General features: G+C 67.5%; 14 protein-coding genes and 1 pseudogene. 7 read left to right on the forward strand and 8 right to left on the reverse strand.

Features of this window, described 5'->3' with window-relative positions:
• Window positions 1–355, forward strand: a 355-nt coding sequence (locus ICC28_RS33070) for a restriction endonuclease (RefSeq protein WP_188292484.1), incomplete at its 5' end; no start/stop codon positions are given.
• 331 nt (window positions 356–686) lie between these two features.
• Here ICC28_RS33070 and ICC28_RS33075 read toward each other — a convergent pair.
• The 8 genes and pseudogenes from ICC28_RS33075 to ICC28_RS41180 all read right to left on the reverse strand — a co-directional run bounded on the left by ICC28_RS33075 (window position 687) and on the right by ICC28_RS41180 (window position 6,361).
• Window positions 687–1,475, reverse strand: coding sequence for a TRADD-N-associated membrane domain-containing protein (locus ICC28_RS33075; protein ID WP_188292560.1), 789 nt, complete (start codon window positions 1,473–1,475; stop codon window positions 687–689).
• A 265-nt stretch (window positions 1,476–1,740) separates the two neighbouring features.
• Window positions 1,741–3,165 (reverse strand): tyrosine-type recombinase/integrase, encoded by a 1,425-nt coding sequence (locus ICC28_RS33080; protein ID WP_223190189.1) that lies wholly within the window; start codon window positions 3,163–3,165, stop codon window positions 1,741–1,743.
• On the reverse strand, window positions 3,162–3,353 hold the full coding sequence (locus ICC28_RS33085) for a helix-turn-helix transcriptional regulator (RefSeq protein WP_223190201.1): 192 nt from the start codon (window positions 3,351–3,353) through the stop codon (window positions 3,162–3,164). The genes ICC28_RS33080 and ICC28_RS33085 overlap by 4 nt, the downstream gene beginning before the upstream one ends.
• Window positions 3,350–3,604: a hypothetical protein gene (locus tag ICC28_RS40865; protein WP_223190191.1), complete on the reverse strand. Its 255-nt coding sequence runs from the start codon at window positions 3,602–3,604 to the stop codon at window positions 3,350–3,352. The genes ICC28_RS33085 and ICC28_RS40865 overlap by 4 nt, the downstream gene beginning before the upstream one ends.
• Before the next feature lie 328 nt (window positions 3,605–3,932).
• Window positions 3,933–4,262, reverse strand: a complete 330-nt coding sequence (locus ICC28_RS40870; RefSeq protein ID WP_223190218.1) for a hypothetical protein — start codon at window positions 4,260–4,262, stop codon at window positions 3,933–3,935.
• A 263-nt stretch (window positions 4,263–4,525) separates the two neighbouring features.
• Window positions 4,526–5,287, reverse strand: coding sequence for a DISARM system phospholipase D-like protein DrmC (drmC, locus tag ICC28_RS33095; protein ID WP_188292485.1), 762 nt, complete (start codon window positions 5,285–5,287; stop codon window positions 4,526–4,528).
• Window positions 5,284–6,216, reverse strand: a pseudogene (gene drmB / locus ICC28_RS33100) (DrmB family protein); the annotation flags it as partial. The gene drmC and the pseudogene drmB, both read right to left, overlap by 4 nt.
• Window positions 6,217–6,232: 16 nt before the next feature.
• The gene (locus ICC28_RS41180; RefSeq protein WP_262928517.1) at window positions 6,233–6,361 is read right to left on the reverse strand and encodes a hypothetical protein; all 129 of its coding nucleotides are present in this window, start codon (window positions 6,359–6,361) and stop codon (window positions 6,233–6,235) included.
• Window positions 6,362–6,415: 54 nt separating this feature from the next.
• Between ICC28_RS41180 and ICC28_RS33105 the strand changes: the two genes are divergently transcribed.
• The 6 genes from ICC28_RS33105 to ICC28_RS33130 all read left to right on the forward strand — a co-directional run bounded on the left by ICC28_RS33105 (window position 6,416) and on the right by ICC28_RS33130 (window position 18,004).
• Window positions 6,416–6,766: a type II toxin-antitoxin system Phd/YefM family antitoxin gene (locus ICC28_RS33105; protein WP_188292487.1), complete on the forward strand. Its 351-nt coding sequence runs from the start codon at window positions 6,416–6,418 to the stop codon at window positions 6,764–6,766.
• Window positions 6,767–6,780: 14 nt separating this feature from the next.
• On the forward strand, window positions 6,781–6,963 hold the full coding sequence (locus tag ICC28_RS33110; RefSeq protein WP_223190193.1) for a hypothetical protein: 183 nt from the start codon (window positions 6,781–6,783) through the stop codon (window positions 6,961–6,963).
• Window positions 6,964–7,578: 615 nt separating this feature from the next.
• Window positions 7,579–8,553 (forward strand): serine/threonine-protein kinase, encoded by a 975-nt coding sequence (locus tag ICC28_RS33115; RefSeq protein ID WP_188292489.1) that lies wholly within the window; start codon window positions 7,579–7,581, stop codon window positions 8,551–8,553.
• Window positions 8,554–8,564: 11 nt separating this feature from the next.
• Window positions 8,565–10,208 carry a serine/threonine-protein kinase gene (locus tag ICC28_RS33120; RefSeq protein WP_188292490.1) on the forward strand — a complete coding sequence of 548 codons (1,644 nt, stop codon included), beginning with the start codon at window positions 8,565–8,567 and terminating at the stop codon, window positions 10,206–10,208.
• 123 nt (window positions 10,209–10,331) lie between these two features.
• On the forward strand, window positions 10,332–13,580 hold the full coding sequence (drmD, locus tag ICC28_RS33125) for a DISARM system SNF2-like helicase DrmD (protein ID WP_188292491.1): 3,249 nt from the start codon (window positions 10,332–10,334) through the stop codon (window positions 13,578–13,580).
• Window positions 13,580–18,004: an Eco57I restriction-modification methylase domain-containing protein gene (locus ICC28_RS33130; protein WP_188292492.1), complete on the forward strand. Its 4,425-nt coding sequence runs from the start codon at window positions 13,580–13,582 to the stop codon at window positions 18,002–18,004. The genes drmD and ICC28_RS33130 overlap by 1 nt, the downstream gene beginning before the upstream one ends.
• Window positions 18,005–18,025: the final 21 nt, after the last annotated feature.

Below are 18,025 nucleotides of genomic sequence, written 5' to 3' on the forward strand. Positions count from 1 at the left end.
CGACCTCGGAACAGGGCTCGCGGGCACCAGCCTGGTCGTCCTGGGCCAGGCTAAATGCATACTCCCGGATAGCCTCGTATCTGCTGAACAAATCGCAAGAGTCGTCGCGCGCCTGCGCCGCGGTTGGATCGGCATATACGTCACGACCGGAGCCTTCTCAGAGCCAGCTCAGCTTGAGATGGTGGAAGACCAGTACCCCATCGTCCTCGTCAACGGGATGGACCTCGCTCGCGAGTTGCGCAGCATGGCCCGAGATGATCACGGCAACGACCTTGCGGCCTGTCTGAACCACCTCCTCTACGACCAACGCGTACCGATCACCAGCCGCCGTCCCGAAGAGATCCTCCTCGAGTAAAGCGTGCCGACGCGCTCGCGAGCAGAGATCGCTATTCGCCGACAGCGTCAGGATCCGTGGACCATTCGTGGACAGGTCGCCTGCAACCAGCAGCCTGTGGGCAGGTGGCCAGGCAAAAGGGGGCAAGGCGAAGCGCCCTCCGGAGCCGTGTGCGCAGGTTCGAATCCTGCCGGGGGCACTCGCCGGTCAGCAACCCAGAACAACGGTCTGACCAGGGCGGATGCCGAACGAAAAGGGCGGGAGTCGGTCTCACTGGCTCCCGCCCTTTCTCGCTGTCTCTCACGGTTTGCGCGTGAGGGGCGTGTGGGCCCGCCGGCCGGGTTAGCCCGTGCTACGACTCAGCTTGCCGCTGCCCATTCATGCCGTCCGCTGCCTGCGCTTCAGGATGGGCGACCATCGCCTGAACCAGGACGGTCAGCACCTCTGCCCGCTGCTCCGGCTTAAGGTCGGCATCTGCGATCAGCCGCTCCGCGGCAAGGTAGCGAGAGAACTCCAGGGGCTGATCGAAATAGGCGCGCAAATGCGCAGCAGCCGCCTCTTGCGACTTCACAAACGTACGGCTGACGAATCCGGACAATGCCGCAGAGACAGCCCCCAACCCGCCCGCCACGATACTTCCCGCTGTGGTACTCGCATTCAACGCAACTCCGACAAAAACGACTAGCAGAACGAACCCAGCAATCATCGCAATCTGCGCATTACCGAAGGATCTGCGAGCCTGTCCGGTAGCGATGTCGTGGTAAAGGTCTAGCCGGGTATGCGTCACAGTCCACAGCTCTGGGAGTGCCAAGTGAGGCGACGTTAGCCGCAATCCTTCTTGAGCGATTGAGGCGCCATCCCCGGGGGCGGACGCTGCACCCTCGGGTGTCACGTAGACATTTAGGTCACCACTGATCGCTACACTGCGGTCTTCCGAACGCGCGGTGCGGAGCGCAGCTTCCAAGTCTCGCTCGGCCGCGCGAACTCGCTCGCGGCCTTCTGAAATGTCTCGCTCTTCAGTTCCGCTTGGCATGTATGCAAAGGCCATGCCGAGCGCCACCAGGACGACCCCAAAGACGCCAATGATCGCCATCTTTAGGGGGGACTGCTCGCTCAACGGGAAGAAGGACGGGGCGTTCATTCCCACGAGGGCCAAAAGGAGACTAGCGACTATCAGGAGGCGGCGCCGCAAGCGCCTCGCATCCTGAGCTGACCTGGAAGAACCGTTGTCCGACACGATGGTCAGCTTGACTGAGCCTCGTCCGCCTTGCCACCGTTTCGCTTCAACTTGGCTGTGCCGTCGCGTCTGGTGGGTGCGCGCCCCAGTCGCCCAGGTCACGCACCCACCCTTCAGACCATGACTAGCCCCACCCATCGTCTTTTCGATCCTCTTGTTGTCCTCCACCTCACTGTTGTCGAGACAGCCTGCGCAATGGCGGTCGATGACCTCCGGCGACGTGCTGGCACGTCGGGCCACCTCGGCTACGGGGAGGCCTGAGCGGAGCCAGTCCGTGATGCACGTCGCCCGGCCGTCGTACGGCTTCCCAGCGAGCGGTGAGGCCACCTTGTGGGGCGGGAATGCCAGGGTGCGAGCTTCCACCCCACACACGCCAGTAGCTGGACGTGCCCACCAGACCGCCCCGCTCGTTCTGGAACACCCGACCGTCCGCCGCTGTCCCGAACTCCTTCACGTGCGCCCGGAGCATCGCCACCAGGATGGGCGGGATCGGCACCGGCCGGTGCGCCTCGGGGTCCCGCATCTTCAGCCCCCGCTTGTCGTGCCGCTGGCCGGAGTCGGTCCACTTCTTGCCCGATACCGGACGTGTTTCCCGCAGGGTGAGCACGCCCCACCCCTTCTCCGGCAGGTGACAATCGTCCAGCCGCAATGCCACGACTTCCGCCGGGCGCATCGCCGCGTAGAGAATGCACGCGAAGAACGCGACCAGGCGTCTCCCCCGGTTTCGGTGGACCGATCCCACGTACGAGACCGCCGTCAGGAACTCGCGCCCCTGTACGGCATTCATGAGGATTCGCGGGTCGATTGGGCCGCTAGCGGCAGTGGCAGGACGCTCCAATCCGGCGAGCGGGCTTTCGTCCAGATATCGCTTCTGGATGGCGTATGCCATGGCCGCGTTGAAGCAACGACGGCGACGCTTGTACGTGTCCTTGGCTGCCAACTTGCCATCAAGCTTGTAGGCGAGCCGGTAATGGACGTCCTCTGCAATGCCAGACCGCTTCAGTGAGGACAGGGGGAGGGAGTTCTCCGCAAGCCATGAGCAGACCTTCTCAAGGTCCGGCGGGGGCTCCTGGTCTGCGTGAGCCGGAACGACAACCCATCGCACGGCCCGCCGGACCGCCCGAAGTTCCGGCGCATCGGGCCTGTCCCCGAGCATCCCCAAAGCTGCCGCGGCAAGGCTGTCTGCAAACCCTTCCCGCGTCTTTGCTGCCGCAGTGCGCCAACGTCGCTTCATGAATTCGCGCGCGAACTCCCACCATGCGGGATCGGACTTTGCCTCAGCCTTTTCCGCTTCGGCCGCTTTCGCTTGCCGTATCTCCGACTCGGGGAGACCCGACTTCACGTCGAAAGCCTCACCCTTGCGCATCGCTTTCCAGAGGTCCGACCGACGGCTTTCAGCTAGCGCTGTTGTGGCGAAGGTGGAATGGCAGACCTTCCCTGCGACCACCCAACGCAGTTGATAGGGAGCCGATTTGCTGGAAATCTTGCTGATCTTCCAGATACGGATGTCGGTGGAAAGAGTGAGCTCTTCAATTTCGGCAGGGCGCTCGCTAGTGCGAGCGCCCTGCGGTGCGCTGGTCTTGCGGTGGGTCACGCGGCTTCCTCCAGAGCTGCAATCCAGCGCTCCAATTCCGAACGACGAATCCGCACGACGCCGTTCGGGAGCTTGATTGCTTTCGGCCCTTTCCTCTGCTGTCGCCAGCGGTAGAAGGTCGACAGTGGTACGCCGATTTCCTCGATGACCTGGGAAATCGTGAGCATCTCGTCACGCACCACGGTCAGCCTCCGATTTCGCCAGCGGAGTCGGACAGCTGGGACAGTCCCGATCCGGGCTGTCCCAACTGTTCGTGCAGGTCAGTGGCGGTATTGGGACAGTCGGACAGCTGGGCCACCCCCGGCGTGCCCAGCGTCCGGGTCTCCGTGTCCGGGTAGTACCGGCCGCCGGGGTCCTTGGTGAGCTGTCTGGCGTCGGCCATGCGGTTGCAGGTGCGGCGGATCGTGTCGAGGTCGACGTTCGGCAGTTCGCTCGCCATGTCCTTGGGCTTGGCACCGGCGTGGGCGCAGACGTAGCGCGCGGGTGTCGCTAACGGTGCGATCGGTGACCGGTCCGTCCAACAGGTGCCAGGCTCCGGAGGCGGGTTGGAAGCTCAGTGCGTACTCGGCTTCGTCCACGTCGCGGCCGGTGACGTGCAGGATGCCGTCCGCCTGGCCGCGGGCACGCTTCAGTACGAGCGTGGCGTCAGCGGCTCCGGCGATTCCGTTGGTGCCGGAGACCTCGGTGAGGAAGTCCTCGGAGGCTGCCTTGCGCACGTGGTGCACGAGGACAACGGCAACGCCGTAGTGGTCGGCGAGCCGCTTGGCCTAGCCGACGGCGACATGGTCCGCGTCGTATGCCGACACTCCTTGCGGTGCGTTCCCGCGCATCCTGGCGAACACGTCGATGACGACCATGCGCGCGTCGGGGTTACGCTCCAACCACTGGGCGATGGCTTCCATGCCGCCCTGAGGGAAGGGCGGGCATTCGGTGACCAGGGTGAGGCCGGCGGGGGCCAGCTGTCCGCCGTGGACGCTCGCAGTGACCCAGCCGTCACCGACCTCGACCCCGGACACCGCGTCGAGATAGCCGCGCCCGCGGTCGAAGGAACGAGAGCCGGCCAGCTTCTTGAGGTTCGCCTCGGTGAGGCCGCGCATGATTCTCTTCCGCCCTGCTGTGGCTGTGCACTTGATGCGTCGCCAGCCTAGGGGCTGCTAGGGGAACGGGCTCACGACTTCGGAGGGTTTGACCTCCAGTATGTGGAATGCCAGGGCTGGTCGGCCGGCCACGAGCCACATTCAGACGCGTGGTGGGCCGGGCCGGGCTTGGCTGCGCAACAGTGGTTGCGGAGTCCCACTGGTCGGCGCCGGACCGGGCCCTTTCGGTCGAAACAGCCACGGCGCAGTGGCGAGTGGCTGCCTCAAGGCAACGGCATCAGAATTCCCCGGCGCTGCAGTTCCCGGATGTGTTCGGCGGCTCTCTGCGGAGCGGTGCCACCGGTGACGAGCACCCCGGCCTCCAGGTTCCTGCGTACTCCGGACTCGGTGAGGTTCGCGCTGCCCACCAGCAGGACGCGGCGGTCGGCGACAGCCAGTTTGGCGTGCTGACGGGCACGCTCGTGCTCGCGTGCCTCGGGAGCCCAGTGCCACAGTCGCAGACCGGGCACCGCGGTGAAGGCGGCAGCCGGTTCGGGCCCGTCGAGCAGTCCGGCCGCGCCTTCCCGGGTTTCGACGACGACATGGACGTCCACGCCTCGATCGACGGCTTCACGCAGGGCCGATATGAGCGGTGGGTGGCGGCGAGCCGCGTAAGTCATGGCCAAGAGTTCGGAGCGTGCCCGGCTGACGACCTCGGTGAGGACGCGTGCGGTCGCGCGGACCGGCACGCCCGGCGTGGCCGGGACGCTCCACACCGTACGCACCTCCGCCTCGTCCCTGCGCCGGGACCATCCCGCCACGAACCCGCGCAGGTAGGCGGCCGCCTCGACCGACGGGACGTGATTGCTCTGAGCTGCCTCGTACAGTGCGCGGATCGCGGCATCGGCGGCCGGGGCCTGGACCAGGAGCAGCGCGTGCTCCAGTCCCCGGCCGCAGGCGAAGACCCCGGCCAGGTCCTTGGCGCGGGACGGCCCGAGCAGTACGACGCCCCGCTCAGCCGCCGCCTCGAAGTCCCGTCGGCTCATGGCCGCAGGTTCACCGGGGTGAGGACCTGGTCGGTGTCGTCGCCGAGCGGAACGAGGAAGCGGCGGTCGAGGAAGCGGTTGCCGCGTTCGCATGTCGTCTCGGAGACGAACAGGCAGACGTGACAGGCCGCACCGTGCAGGTAGTCCGCGGGATCCTTCGGCAGCCGTTCGGCGCACAGCGGGTCGGAGGAGCAGCGGGTCGCGTCCTCCAGGGCCCTGCGCACGATCCGTTCGAAGTGCGTGTCCTCGGTGAGCGACACGAGACCGCCCAGGGTGCCCTCGGAGTCGGGGACGGCGGTGTAGATGAGAATGCCGGTGCGGGTCTTCTCCTCGTCTCCGGCGTAGATGCGTTCTCCGAGGCTTGCCGAGCTGTAGCCGCATTCCAGGGCGATGGTGCGGATCAACAGGTGGGAGAAGGTGTGCAGGGCTATGTAGCGTTCGCCGGGCCAGCCTCGCATGGGGTCGAAGGGGCCGGTGATGCGGTCCGACTTCCGGTTGCTGCGGAACCGGCCGAAGGCCTCCCGGTGCGCCGCCATCTGCGGCGACTTCTGCATCCGGTCCTCCCATTCGGCCATCAGGTCCTCGCGCACCCGCAGGAAGATTCCCTCGCCGCGGACCTCGCTGGCCGGCACCCAGTTCTGCGAGGTGCGGGAGAGGCGGACGAGTGTGGCGATCTCGTCCGCCTCGGGGTCGGGGGCGTCAAGCCGGGTGAAGCCGACCAGCGCACGGGCCTCCCGCAGCCGCTGCACCTGGCGGACGTCCGCGAAGAGTTCACCGAGTGCCGCGGGGACAGCAACGCTCTCCATCGCGAAGTCGTCGGTGGGGTCGGGTAGGTGTGGTGCGGCGAGGACGTCCCATTCAGGGCTGAGCAGGTCGGCCGCCACCGCCGCCGCAGGCTGGTTCTGCTGTTCGGTGTTGCCCTGTTTACGGGCCTCGACGGCGGCATCAGCGGCGAATGTACGTCACCAGCCCGTCGCGTACGTCGTACGAGTCCCCGGGGCGGAAGGTCTGCGGCACCTCGTTCAGCGGATGCGGCACGCCGGGGGCGGCGGCCGGTACGAGGGCACCGCACATAGAATACGTACCAGAATCTGTACAGAATCAACTCTATATGGGTACGGTGACAGCATGGAAATCCCCGAGGTCGTGACCGTCAGCGACGCGCGCGCGAGACTGTCGCGGATCCTGGCCGACCTGTCGGAGTCCGGTGCGGATGCCGACCCCGTCCTGATCGGCGCCCACCGCAAGCCCCAGGCTGTCCTCCTGTCCGTCGAGGCATTCGAGGCACTGAGCGGCCGAGCCGCACGGCGTGCGGCCGTCGCCTCGGCCGTCGGCTCCATCGAGGCCGAAGGGCTCCACGCCTCGGAGGCATCCGACCGCGACACCGAGGCGTACGTAAAGGGTGCCCTCGACGCGGACACCCTTGTCGCCCGCGCGATCGCCCGTCACCGACAGACTTCGGAGCAGCGGGCAGGGTGAACGATCCGTACGCCATGCCCAACGGCGTACTACGCAACAAGCTCGGCCTCACCGACCATCAACTGCTCGCGGCAGCGGAGGCGGACATCACCCGGGCGCGTCTCGTCATGCTCGCCGAACGCCCGCTGCCCGGTGCCTACGACCTCGGTCATCTTGAGGCGTTCCATGCCGCGATCTTCGGCGACATCTATCCGTGAGCAGGCGAGTTGCGCACTGTGAACATCGCCAAGCGCACACCGTTCTGCCCGGCGAGAAACCTGGTGCCCTACGCTGGAGAGGCCTTCGGCCGTCTCGCCTCCCCCGGCAAGAATTCGTCATCCAACTCACCGCGCTGTACGGGAACATGAACGTCCTCCAAGTCCCGCGAGGGCAACGGCCGTGCCCAACGGGCGTTCCTGGCCCAGCTAAGCGCCGACGCGGGATACGACCTGAACTGGTCGGGCCTGACCCCAAGCGCAACGAGGACGCCTCGATGAAGAACTCTCGGCGACAACACCCTGTTGGAGCAGGTTCTCGACGAGCTCACCACCAGGGGGTGACGCCTCCGTCTCACGACCGGCAGGCACGGCGCCTGACGCGAGTCAGGCCGAAATGAAGTGCGCCGGGTCCTTGCCCACGCGGACGCGCCAAGCCGAGCAGCCCCCATCCTGGTCAAGGGCGATCACCATGCCATACGCGGCCCACCCACGTGACCTGACCACAGAGCCCTCGCCGGCTTCGCGGCAGACAGCTCGTTCAACTGTCCTAGGATCGTCAGCAACCGCTTACGCGCTGTCATGTCACGTGGACGTACGAGCTTGGGGAGGCCCCGGATGTCTCGGGGAGAGCGCATCGCCGATCGCTACGAGTTGTGCACGCCGATCGGCCACGGCGCGATGGGCGAGGTATGGGAGTGCACCGACCTGCGCCTGAAACGGAAGGTCGCCGTCAAGTTCATCCGTCCGGAACTCCTCGGCTCGGGCGACGAACGGCAGCGCGTCATTCGGCGCTTCCGGCGTGAGGCCGCCGCTCTCGCCGGGGTCGACCATCCCCACGTCGCGACCGTGCACGACGCAGGTGAGTGGAAGGCGATGCAGTATCTCGTCATGCAACTCGTGCCGGGCGTGGCGACTGTGGCGGATCTCGTGGCGGAGCATGGTCCGCTTACTGTGAAGGCAACCGCCGCAGCGGGCGCGCAGATCGCAGCCGGGCTGTCCGCCGTACATGCGGCAGGTCTCGTACACAGAGACCTCAAGCCGGAGAACATCATGGTTGCACCGGACGGCATCATGAAGATCATCGACTTCGGTCTGGTGGCCGTACCCGGCGCCACTCCCGCACGGTTGACCGCTGTCGGAGAGGACATCGGCACACCGGACTATCGGGCCCCGGAGCAGGAAGGCGGCCCCTCTTCCCACGTCGACCACCGGGCCGATCTCTACTCGCTGGGCTGCGTACTGCACTTCATGCTGACCGAGAAGCCCCCCTTCACCGCCCCGACACCAGCGCTTGTCATGCTGGCGCACCGCAACAATGAGCCCCCAACCTTCACGTCACTCCGCCCCGACGTCCCACCGGAGCTGGAAGATCTGGTCGTCCAGCTCCTCGCGAAGCACCCTGACGAGCGGCCCGCTGACGCCGCCTCGGTGTACGCCCTCCTGGCAGGCCATGTCCCTTCGTCCGCACCTGACGCTTCGTGGGATTCGGGTTCGGAGGCGGGTATGGACGTCACGCGGCCGTTCCGGTTCCCGTCCTCTCCGCGACCGCCGGCAGCACGGAACGACGACGGAGTGAGGGAGAGGCGGTGAGGGACCGGCACATGGCGAGAGGCGAGCTGATCGACGGCCGCTACGAGCTGGCGGAGCTGCTCGGCAGAGGCGGCATGGGCGAAGTATGGGCGGCGTACGACCAGCGGCTGGACCGGTCCGTGGCGGTAAAGCTGCTGACGCCGCAGACGACTGTCTCCGGGATCCCGCGCCACCTCGATCCGCAGGACCCCGCCGTCATCCGCTTCACCCGGGAAGCCCGGCTGATGGCCAAGTTGGAGCATCCCTACGTACCCGTCATCCATGATGCGGGCACCCATCGAGCAAGTCGGCTCTATCTGGTGATGCAGCGCGTGTACGGGCACACGCTGGACCGCCTGGTGGCCCGGCGCGGGCCCTTTCCCGTCGAGTGGGCCGCTGCAGTGGGCGCCCAGGTGTGCTCCGTACTGATCCAGGCCCACGGACGCGGGTTCGTCCACCGGGACCTGACACCCCGGAACGTGATGCTCATCCCGGACGGCACGGTACGCGTCCTCGACTTCGGGATCGCCACCGCACTGCAGCCGCCGGACGGGCCACCGTTGACGGGCGCCGGCATGGTGGCCGGAACTCCGGGCTTCATCTCGCCCGAGCAGGGCAAGGGACAGGCAGCGACTCCCCTCAGTGATCTGTACGCGCTGGGCTGCGTTCTGTACGAGATCCTGGGCGGCCGACCACCGTTCACCGCCGACGAGCCGCTGGCCCTGGTGGTCCGGCACATCGCCGATGCCCCGGTCCCGCTTGACCGGCTGCGCGACGACGCACCTGCGGAACTGTGCGAGCTGGTCAACCGCCTGCTTGCGAAGAGTCCCGAGGATCGCCCGGCGGACGCGGCCGAAGTCCGGGAAATCCTCGCACCCTGGGCCGAGCAGGCAGTGCCGAAGGCTGCCCGCGCAGGTGCTCCGGGGGCCGGCTCGGCCACCGCACGTCCACCGCGTGGCGACGCGGACCTTCCAGCCAGTCCCCCTCCGGAGGAGGAAGACGCACTCGCCCCGCCGCAGGCCCCAGCCCCGCCCCCCGCTGCGCAGCCTCCCTCCTCGCCGCAAGTACCCTCCCCCTCGGGAGCCGCGTCGCCCGCACCCCCGGACCCGGAGGACCTGCGCGAGCGCGCGCAACGCCTTGCGGCCGAGGGGCGGCTGTCCCAGGCGCTGGAGCTGCTGGGCAAGGATCTCGACGCGGCGCTGCCCCGCTTCGGCTTATCCCACCCGGAGGTCGTCTCCCGCAGGCTGGCCATCCTGCGGTTGCAGTTCGAAGCGCAGGAGCTGCAGGCGGTGCGCGACGGTTGTCTGGAGCTCGCGGCAACCCTCGCGTCGGCCCGTTCCACGCCGGACGCCGACCTCGCGGCGTGCCGGGTGATGGCCGCCCGCTGCCTCGGCCGCCTCGGACACAACTCCGCCGCTCTCCGGGAGCTTCGTCAGGCGCTCGATCTCCAGAAGGAGGTGCTTCCCCCGCTGCATCCGGAGGTATTGGAGACCCGGCGGGAGATCGCCACCCTTCTGGCGGGCTCGGGCTCTGCCGGCGAAGCCCTGGAGGCCCTGCGCTCCCTCGCCGACGATCAGCGGACCGCGCTGCCGCCGGACCATCCCGCCCATGCCGAGGTCGAGCGCCTGGTCGGCCGGCTCGGCCGACTGAACCGCACCCTCCGTCTCCCGCAGTAAGCCCGGGATAGTCCTTCGCAACCGAAGAAGAGTCTGCGTGAACTAAGTCAACGAACGAATCACTCGCTAGTATGAGGCGCTCCGGTAGGCACCGCCGTCTCGCCGATAGTGGAGGATGTCCGCATGCCCGGTACCACCCGTACTTCCGAAGCCTCCACAATCGTCGCGCCGCCCAAGGAAAACGCTCTCGTCCAGGTACGCGGCCAGAACTGGGTGGTGTCCGGCGTCGAAGCCGCCCCGACGGGCGATGTCACGGTGGTGCATCTGCAGTCCGTCGCCGACGGTCGCTACGGCGACACCCTGTCCGTCATATGGGAGGTCGAGCCGGGACGCCGCGTGCTGCCCGCCGGCTCCCTTCCCGACGCCTCCGCGGGGGCGTTCGACCCGCCGGAGCAGCTCGCGGCCTTCCTCGACGCCGTCCGCTGGTCCGCCGTCGCCTCCGCCGACGTCAAGACGCTCCAGGCACCTTTCCGTTCCGGGGTGGCCATCGAGCCGTACCAGCTGGAGCCGGTCGCACGCGCCGTCGGTGCCCCCCGTGTCAACCTGCTGCTCGCCGACGACGTCGGCCTCGGCAAGACCGTGGAAGCCGGGCTGGTTGCCGAGGAGCTGCGGCTGCGCGGTCGGGCCCACCGCATCATGGTGGTCTGCCCGGCGGGGCTCACCCTCAAGTGGCGCGACGAGATGGCGGACAAGTTCGGCCTCGACTTCACCGTGGTCGACTCGGCCTGCTGCGCCGAGCTGCGCCGTACGCACAGCAGTGCCGCCAATCCGTTCCGGGTGTTCCCGATGACCATCGTGAGCCTTCCCTGGCTGCGTACGCCCAAGGCGCAGAGGCTCATCGACGAGGTGCTGCCGCCCGGCGGGTCCACGGAGCTGCCGGGCCGCCCCGGACGCCGTACCTTCGACCTGCTGATCCTGGACGAGGCGCACCATGTCGCCCCCAGCGCGCCCAAGCAGATCTACGCCGTCGACTCGCAGCAGACCAAGCTGATCCGGCGCCTCGCTCCCCATTTCGAGCACCGGCTCTTCCTCTCCGCCACCCCGCACAACGGCTACCAGGACTCCTACACGGCGCTGCTGGAGCTCATCGACAACCAGCGCTTCTTCCGCAGCGTCGAGCCGGACAAGGCCGCCCTCGACGACACCGTCGTACGGCGGCTGAAGAGCACCGTGACCAACGAGGACGGCAGCCCGCGCTTCCACGCCCGCGAGTCCAAGGCGCTGCCCGTCGAGTACCCGGACACCGAACGCGAGATCCACACCCTCCTCACCCGGTACGCCGAGCTGCGCAGGAAGCGCGTGGCCCCCGACCGGCGCGGCGGCCGGAAAGCCGTCGACCTGGTCACCCTGCTGCTGAAGAAGCGGCTGTTCTCCTCCCCCGCCGCCTTTGCGCACACGGTCGACGTCCACCTCGAATCGGTGCGCGCCAAGGCGAAGTCCCGCAGGAACAAGGATGTTCAGGCCCCGGTGGAAACCCCGCTGTGGATCACCCAGTACGAGGACTACGCCGCCGACCTCGACGACGAGGAACTCTCCGAGGCCGAGCACGACGCGATCACCCGCGCCGCCACGGTCACCCCGGGAACGTCCGAGGAAGAGTCCGACCTGCTGGAGCGGATGGCCCACTGGGGCCAGGCCCACCAGGCGTCCCCCGACGCCAAGGCCAAGGAGCTCATCAAGACCCTCAAGGCCATCTGCCTCACCGGCGGGACGTGGGGGAACGAGCGGGTCGTCGTCTTCACCGAGTACCGCGACACCCAGGACTGGCTGCTGAACCTGCTCCAGCAGGAGGGCCTCGCCCAGGAGGGCCGCGTCCTCACCCTCCACGGCGGGAAGAACGCCGACGAGCGCGAGCAGATCCGGCTCGCCTTCCAGGAGCCGCCCCACACCCCCGAGGGCAAGGTCCGCATCCTCATCGCCACCGACGCCGCCAGCGAGGGCATCGACCTCCAGGACCACTGCCGGCACCTGATCAACTACGACATCCCGTTCAACCCCAACAAGCTGGAACAACGCATCGGCCGTATCGACCGCTACGGCCAGCGTCACAACCCGCAGATCATGCACTTCGTCGGTGCCGCCTGGGACAAGGCCAGGACCGATGTGTACGAGGCCGACCTGGAGTTCCTCGCCCGTATCGCGAAAAAGGTCGCGCGGATGGAGGAGGACCTCGGTGAGGTCAACGCCGTGCTCGCCGAGAAGGTTCAGCTCCGGATGACGGGCCAGCTCAGCGACTTCGACATCGAGCACGCCCGTGCCAGGAAGATCAAGGGTCGTCCCACCGGCGGCAAGGTGGACGCCGAGCAGAACGTCACCGAGCAGGTGCGACGACTCAGCGCCCAGCTGAAGCAGACCACCGATGAACTCGGCATCACCCCCGGCCGGGTCGCCCGTGTGGTGAACACCGCGCTGAACCTGGCGCGGCAGCAGCCGCTCGTGCCGTGCCTCGACGAGAACGCGCCGTCCGAGGACGACTTCCGGCAGGGACTGTTCACCGTGCCGCCGCTGACCGGCTCCTGGGAGCGCGCCACCCGCGGCCTGCCCGACAAGCTCCGCCCCGACGTCCTGCGCCCGGTGACGTTCGATCCGAAGGCGGCCTCGGGACGCCCCGACATCGTGCTCGCCCATCTGAACCACCCGCTGGTCGCCATGTCGACGCGGCTGCTGCGCGCGGCCGTATGGAACGCGGACAACGTCGACCTGCGCCGGATCACTGCCGTCGTCAGCGACGACCCGGCTCTGGAGACCACTTTCGTCGGCGCGTACGCCCGCTTCGTGCTGGTCGGCACGGACGGGCAGCGTCTCCACGAGGAGATCCTGCACGCGGGCGGCTGGCTCGGCGAGAGCGGCTGGCAGCGGCGGCTGCGCGGTGTGGAGGCGGTCGCCTCGATCCTCGACCGCGCGCTCACCGAGGGCCGGCCCGCCAAGGAACGCCTGCTCCACCGGCTGCAGCAGAGCTGGCCGAAGACGTACGACGGCCTCACCCAGTCCGTCGAGGCGCGCGGCAAGGAGCGCAAAGCGTCCCTGATGGACCGGCTGGCCGAGCGCCAGGCCGGCGAGGAGCAGCGCATCAACGGCACCCTCGACCGCCTCCAGCGCACCCTGCACGCCCGGCTCGGCGAGACCGCCTCGGGCACCGCGGCCTCCCCCGCGGGCGGGATGGACACGCTCTTCGGCCTGGACCAACTGAAGGACCCCGACGAGCGCCGTCAGCTCGCCGACGACCGCAAGCGCTGGCGGGCCCGGCTCGACGGCCTTGAGGACGAGCGCCGGCGGGAACTCGCCGCGATCGCCGCCCGCTACCGCGACCCGCAGGACCACCTCTTCCCGGTCGCCGTCGTCTTCGTCATCCCCGCCAAGGAGGCCTACTGATGAGCCCCGCGCCCCGCTCCGGAGGCCGCCGCCCCTCCGCCGCCGCGATCCGTGCCGCGAAGGCGTCCGACGGCAAGCAGCAGCACCTGGACTGGCTGAACCTCGTCGAGGTGTCCGGCCCCTTCCTCACACTGCCTGTCTTGCTGCGCACCTGGCCGCAGCTGGAGGGAGTCCCCAGCGAGCGCCGCGCCGACATCCGCCTCCATCACGGCATCTGGCAGGACGACCGCAAGGGTGCCGGCCGCCTCGACTGGATCGGCTTCCTGCTGCGCACCCTGCTGGAATGGGACGACGCCCTGCATCTGCGGGAGGGTGCCGGGCGCTTCGGCGACAGCGGCGAGAGCCTGGCCGAGGACGACGCGCTGCTGGACCGGTTCGCCGTCAGCCCGCCCGGGACCGACACCACGGTCCGCCCCGACTTCGCTCTCGTCCGGCCCGGAGCCGATCCCGCCGCCGAACCGGACACCGCTGCCGCCGCCAAGCACGTACCGATCCTCGGTCTGGTCCTGCCGCACGACACGGTGCCGACGCGTCGTATCAAGGGCGACTCCTGGTCGGCGAGCGGAGTCGACCGTCTCGCCCACGTCCTGCGCCAGCACGGCGTCGAGCTGGGCCTGGTCACCGACGGCCGCTGGTGGTCCCTGGTCTGGGCACCGCCCGGCGGCGTCACCACGAGCGCCACCTTCGACACCATCGCCTGGAACGAGCGGGCCGACCTGGTGGCGGTCCGCGCCTGGGTGTCCCTGCTGCGGCGCGGCCGATTCTTCGGACGGCCGGAGGACGAGCTCCTGCCGGCGCTGCTGCGCGAGAGCCTGGAAGGCCAGGAAGACGTCACCGAGGCCCTCGGCATCCAGGTCCGCCAGGCCGTCGAACTCCTGGTGGACTCCATCGGCCGCGCCGAGGCCCGGATGGTCAAGCGCGGCGGCAAGGGCCTGTCGGGAGTACCGGCGAGCGAGGTCTACCGCGGCGCCGTCGCGGTCATGATGCGCGTCGTGTTCCTGCTCTTCGCCGAGGAACGCGGCCTGCTGCCCGCGGACAACGAGCTGTACGCGGAGGCGTACTCGGCCGGGCGGCTTTACGAGACGCTGGACAAGCGCCGCCGCGCGGACGGCGAGGACTCCCTGGAGCACACGACGGCCGCCTGGCACCGGCTGATCGCCCTCTTCCACGCCGTGCACGGCGGAGTGGACCACCCGCTGCTCACCCTGCCCGCGTACGACGGTTCCATCTTCGACCCGAAGCGCTTCCCCTGGCTGGAGGCCGTCCCGCAGGGCGCGGACGGCACGGACGACGACGCCGCGCGAGCCGCCGACGGCCACACCTCCCTCCTCCCGATCGACGACCGCACCGTCCTGCACGTCCTCGACTCGGTGCAGTTCGTCGTCGTCAACAAGGAGCGGCGCAGGCTGACCTTCCGCGCCCTGGACGTGGAACAGATCGGTTACGTGTACGAGGGCCTCCTCTCGTACGACGGCAAGCGCGCCCAGGACACCGTGCTCGGGCTCGTCGGCAAGCCCGGCCTGGAACACGAGGTGAGCCTGACCGAACTGGAGGAGCTGGCCGCCCCGTTCGGCGTGGGCACGCGCGCCGTCCCCGGCCAGAAGCCGAACCTGCCGGGCCTCGCGAAGAAGCTGTACGAGCATTTCAAGGAACCCGAGCCTCCGGCCACGGCGTCGAGGCTAGAGAAGCTGCTCGCGCCCGGCGACGAGCAAGCGCGGGGCAAGGCTCTTCACCGCCTGCTCGCGGTCACCGAGAACGACCGCGAACTGGCCGAGCGCATCCTCCCCTTCCACGGACTCCTCCGCGACGACCTGCGGAGCCTACCGGTGGTGATCCCGGAGGACGGCCTCTACGTCACGGAGTCCCACCTCCGCAAGGACACCGGCACCCACTACACGCCACGCGCCCTGGCCCAGCAGGTCGCCGAGGGAGCGCTGGAACCGCTGGTCTACCTGCCAGGCCCGCTCCAGACGGCGGACGACAAGCAGTGGAAGCTCATCAAGCCGGACGAGATCCTGAAGCTCAAGGTCGCCGACATCGCGATGGGTTCGGCGGCGTTCCTGGTCGCCGCCTGCCGCTACCTGGCGGACCGGCTGGTCGACGCCTGGGTCGAGGAGGGGGACGAGGAGGCCCTGGCGTTCCGCGGCAGCCACCGCGACCGGGCGGGCGCGGTCATGGCGGCGGACGCGGAGAGCGACCGGGTGATGATCCGCGCCCGGCGCCTGATCATCGAACACTGCCTGTACGGGGTGGACATCAACCCGATGGCGGTGGAGATGGCCAAGCTGTCGCTGTGGCTGATCTCCATGGACCCGGAGCGGCCGTTCACGTTCCTGGACGACCGGTTGGTGGCGGGGGACTCTCTACTGGGCATCACGTCCCTGGAGCAGTTGGAGGTCATGGACCTCGACGCACGACGGGGGCGTGATCGGCACAAGCGGGGCGTCATCGACTTCACGGCGGGAGTGCGTGAACTGGTCCATGAACTCGCCGAGGACCGCAAGCAGATCGGCGACATGCCGGGCGAGACGCTGAAGGACATCGCGGAGAAGCGGGCCATACTCGCGGACGTCCAGGAGCGGGCGACCCGGGTCAACCTGCTCGCCGACCTTACGGCGGGGGCTGCTCTGGCCTCGCACGGGAGCGGGCCACTGCCGGCGCGGGAGTCACTGAAGAAGGAGATGGCCCGGAACGGGTGGTCCCTGAAGCGGTCCGAGGCTCCGATGGCTGCGGCTGGCATGGGGTTCGCCGTGGCGAAGGGGCTTGAGGGGGCGACGGAGGAGGCTCGGGCGCTGGCGCACGAGTGGCTAGCTACGGATCTTCCTGAGGGTGGGTTCGAGCGGAAGCCAGTGCACTGGCCGTTGGTGTTTCCGGAGGTATTTGAGGGGGGTGGGTTTGATGCGGTGATCGGCAATCCACCATTCCTTGGAGGAACCAAGATTTCTGGACCCATGGGCTCCGCATACCGCAAATATATCGCCGCCTCAATTGCGGGTTTCGAAACCGACCGCGCCGACCTCGTCTCCTTCTTCGTACGCCAGGCCGGAAATATCTCGCGAGAAAACGGAAAGCTGGCTTACGTTGCCACCCACGCCGTTGCGAAGGGAACGAGCAAGAAGGTTGGGCTCGACGCCCTTGAATCCACAGGATGGACTCTCTACGGGGCCCACACACAAAAACCTTGGCCAAGCAAGAGCGCGTCGGTCTACATTGTGAAATTTTGGCTATCCAACGGCCCTTGGAACGGAAGGCGCCTACTTAACGAAACACCCACTCCCTCAATCTCAACTGCACTGGCACCGGCCAGTCGGTCAAACTGGAATCCCGTCCGATTGAGTGCCAATCTCAATATCGGACTGCAAGGAAGCAAGCCTTCCGCGAAGGGATTCATCCTGACCCAAGAAGAGCGCCTGTATCTTCTCAACGAAGATCCGCGCAATATCGACGTAGTCCGACCCTACCTGACCGGAAGCGACCTTTACTCTGATCCGAACTGTGCACCGAGACGCTGGATCGTCAACTTCAAGGATTGGGGAGAGGAAATTGCCAAGTCATACCCTAAGCCGTTCCAAATCATAAAGACCAGGGTTCCCGCCGAACGCATCGGATCCTCCGAAGAAGATAACGAAAGCTGGTGGCAATTTGGGCGGCCCGCAATCGAGCTGTACCGGCGACTCGAAGGCAAAGCTACCGCAATAGCATTTGCGGAGACCAGCAAGACACTGACTCCCGTACTTGTACCAACCGACTACACGTTTGGAAACACGGTTGTCGTACTGCCAATTTCAGATATCGGGACTTTTACAGTACTAGCTAGCGCGTTTCATTACTGGTGGTCGCTTGAGTTTGGCGTCCCGCTGAAGAATGACCCACGCTATCAAATCCCTCGATGTTTCGAAACCTTCCCTCGCCCAGACAAGGAACAACTAGTAAATCTATCAGCCGTAGGCGAAAATCTCTCAGGATACCGCCGACGTCTAACAGCAGGTCGAGGCATCGGCCTAACCGGCCTTTATAATCTGGTACACAATCCCGAGTGCCACGAAGAGGACATCGCGGAACTTCGCGCCATCCATCGCAGCCTCGATGAGGCCACAGCACGTGCTTACGGCTGGGACGACCTCCTTGACGCACCCGGACGGCTGGATCACGGGTTCCACGAGACCGACCAGGGCACCCGTTACACCATCGGCCTCGTCGTCCGCACCGAAATCATCGACCGGCTGCGCGAGTTGAACCACGAGCGATATGCCGCCGAGGTCGCGGCCGGACTTCACAAGGGCAAGTCCGGCAGCAAGGGAAAACGGACGCAAGGCTCGGCCAAGATGACCCATCGGGAGGAAATCCCCGGCACCGAGGAGGGCGACCCAGCGCAGGGCTTCGGGGACAACGGACTCTTCCCGCCCCAAGATGCCCTCTTCTGATTCGACCATCACCCGGGCCGC

This window comes from Streptomyces sp. TRM68416 (genome assembly GCF_014596915.1).
In the GTDB taxonomy this organism is placed as follows: Bacteria; Actinomycetota; Actinomycetes; order Streptomycetales; family Streptomycetaceae; genus Streptomyces.

Excerpts from the sequence above, each read along its gene's own strand:
- ICC28_RS33075 (WP_188292560.1), bottom strand. The coding sequence starts at position 1,475 with ATGAACGCCCCGTCCTTCTTCCCGTTGAGCGAGCAGTCCCCCCTAAAG.
- ICC28_RS40865 (WP_223190191.1), bottom strand. The coding sequence starts at position 3,604 with ATGGCGAGCGAACTGCCGAACGTCGACCTCGACACGATCCGCCGCACC.
- ICC28_RS40870 (WP_223190218.1), bottom strand. The coding sequence starts at position 4,262 with ATGCGCGGCCTCACCGAGGCGAACCTCAAGAAGCTGGCCGGCTCTCGT.
- drmC (WP_188292485.1), bottom strand. The coding sequence starts at position 5,287 with ATGAGCCGACGGGACTTCGAGGCGGCGGCTGAGCGGGGCGTCGTACTG.
- ICC28_RS41180 (WP_262928517.1), bottom strand. The coding sequence starts at position 6,361 with ATGTGCGGTGCCCTCGTACCGGCCGCCGCCCCCGGCGTGCCGCATCCG.
- ICC28_RS33105 (WP_188292487.1), top strand. The coding sequence starts at position 6,416 with ATGGAAATCCCCGAGGTCGTGACCGTCAGCGACGCGCGCGCGAGACTG.
- ICC28_RS33110 (WP_223190193.1), top strand. The coding sequence starts at position 6,781 with ATGCCCAACGGCGTACTACGCAACAAGCTCGGCCTCACCGACCATCAA.
- ICC28_RS33115 (WP_188292489.1), top strand. The coding sequence starts at position 7,579 with ATGTCTCGGGGAGAGCGCATCGCCGATCGCTACGAGTTGTGCACGCCG.
- ICC28_RS33120 (WP_188292490.1), top strand. The coding sequence starts at position 8,565 with ATGGCGAGAGGCGAGCTGATCGACGGCCGCTACGAGCTGGCGGAGCTG.
- drmD (WP_188292491.1), top strand. The coding sequence starts at position 10,332 with ATGCCCGGTACCACCCGTACTTCCGAAGCCTCCACAATCGTCGCGCCG.
- ICC28_RS33130 (WP_188292492.1), top strand. The coding sequence starts at position 13,580 with ATGAGCCCCGCGCCCCGCTCCGGAGGCCGCCGCCCCTCCGCCGCCGCG.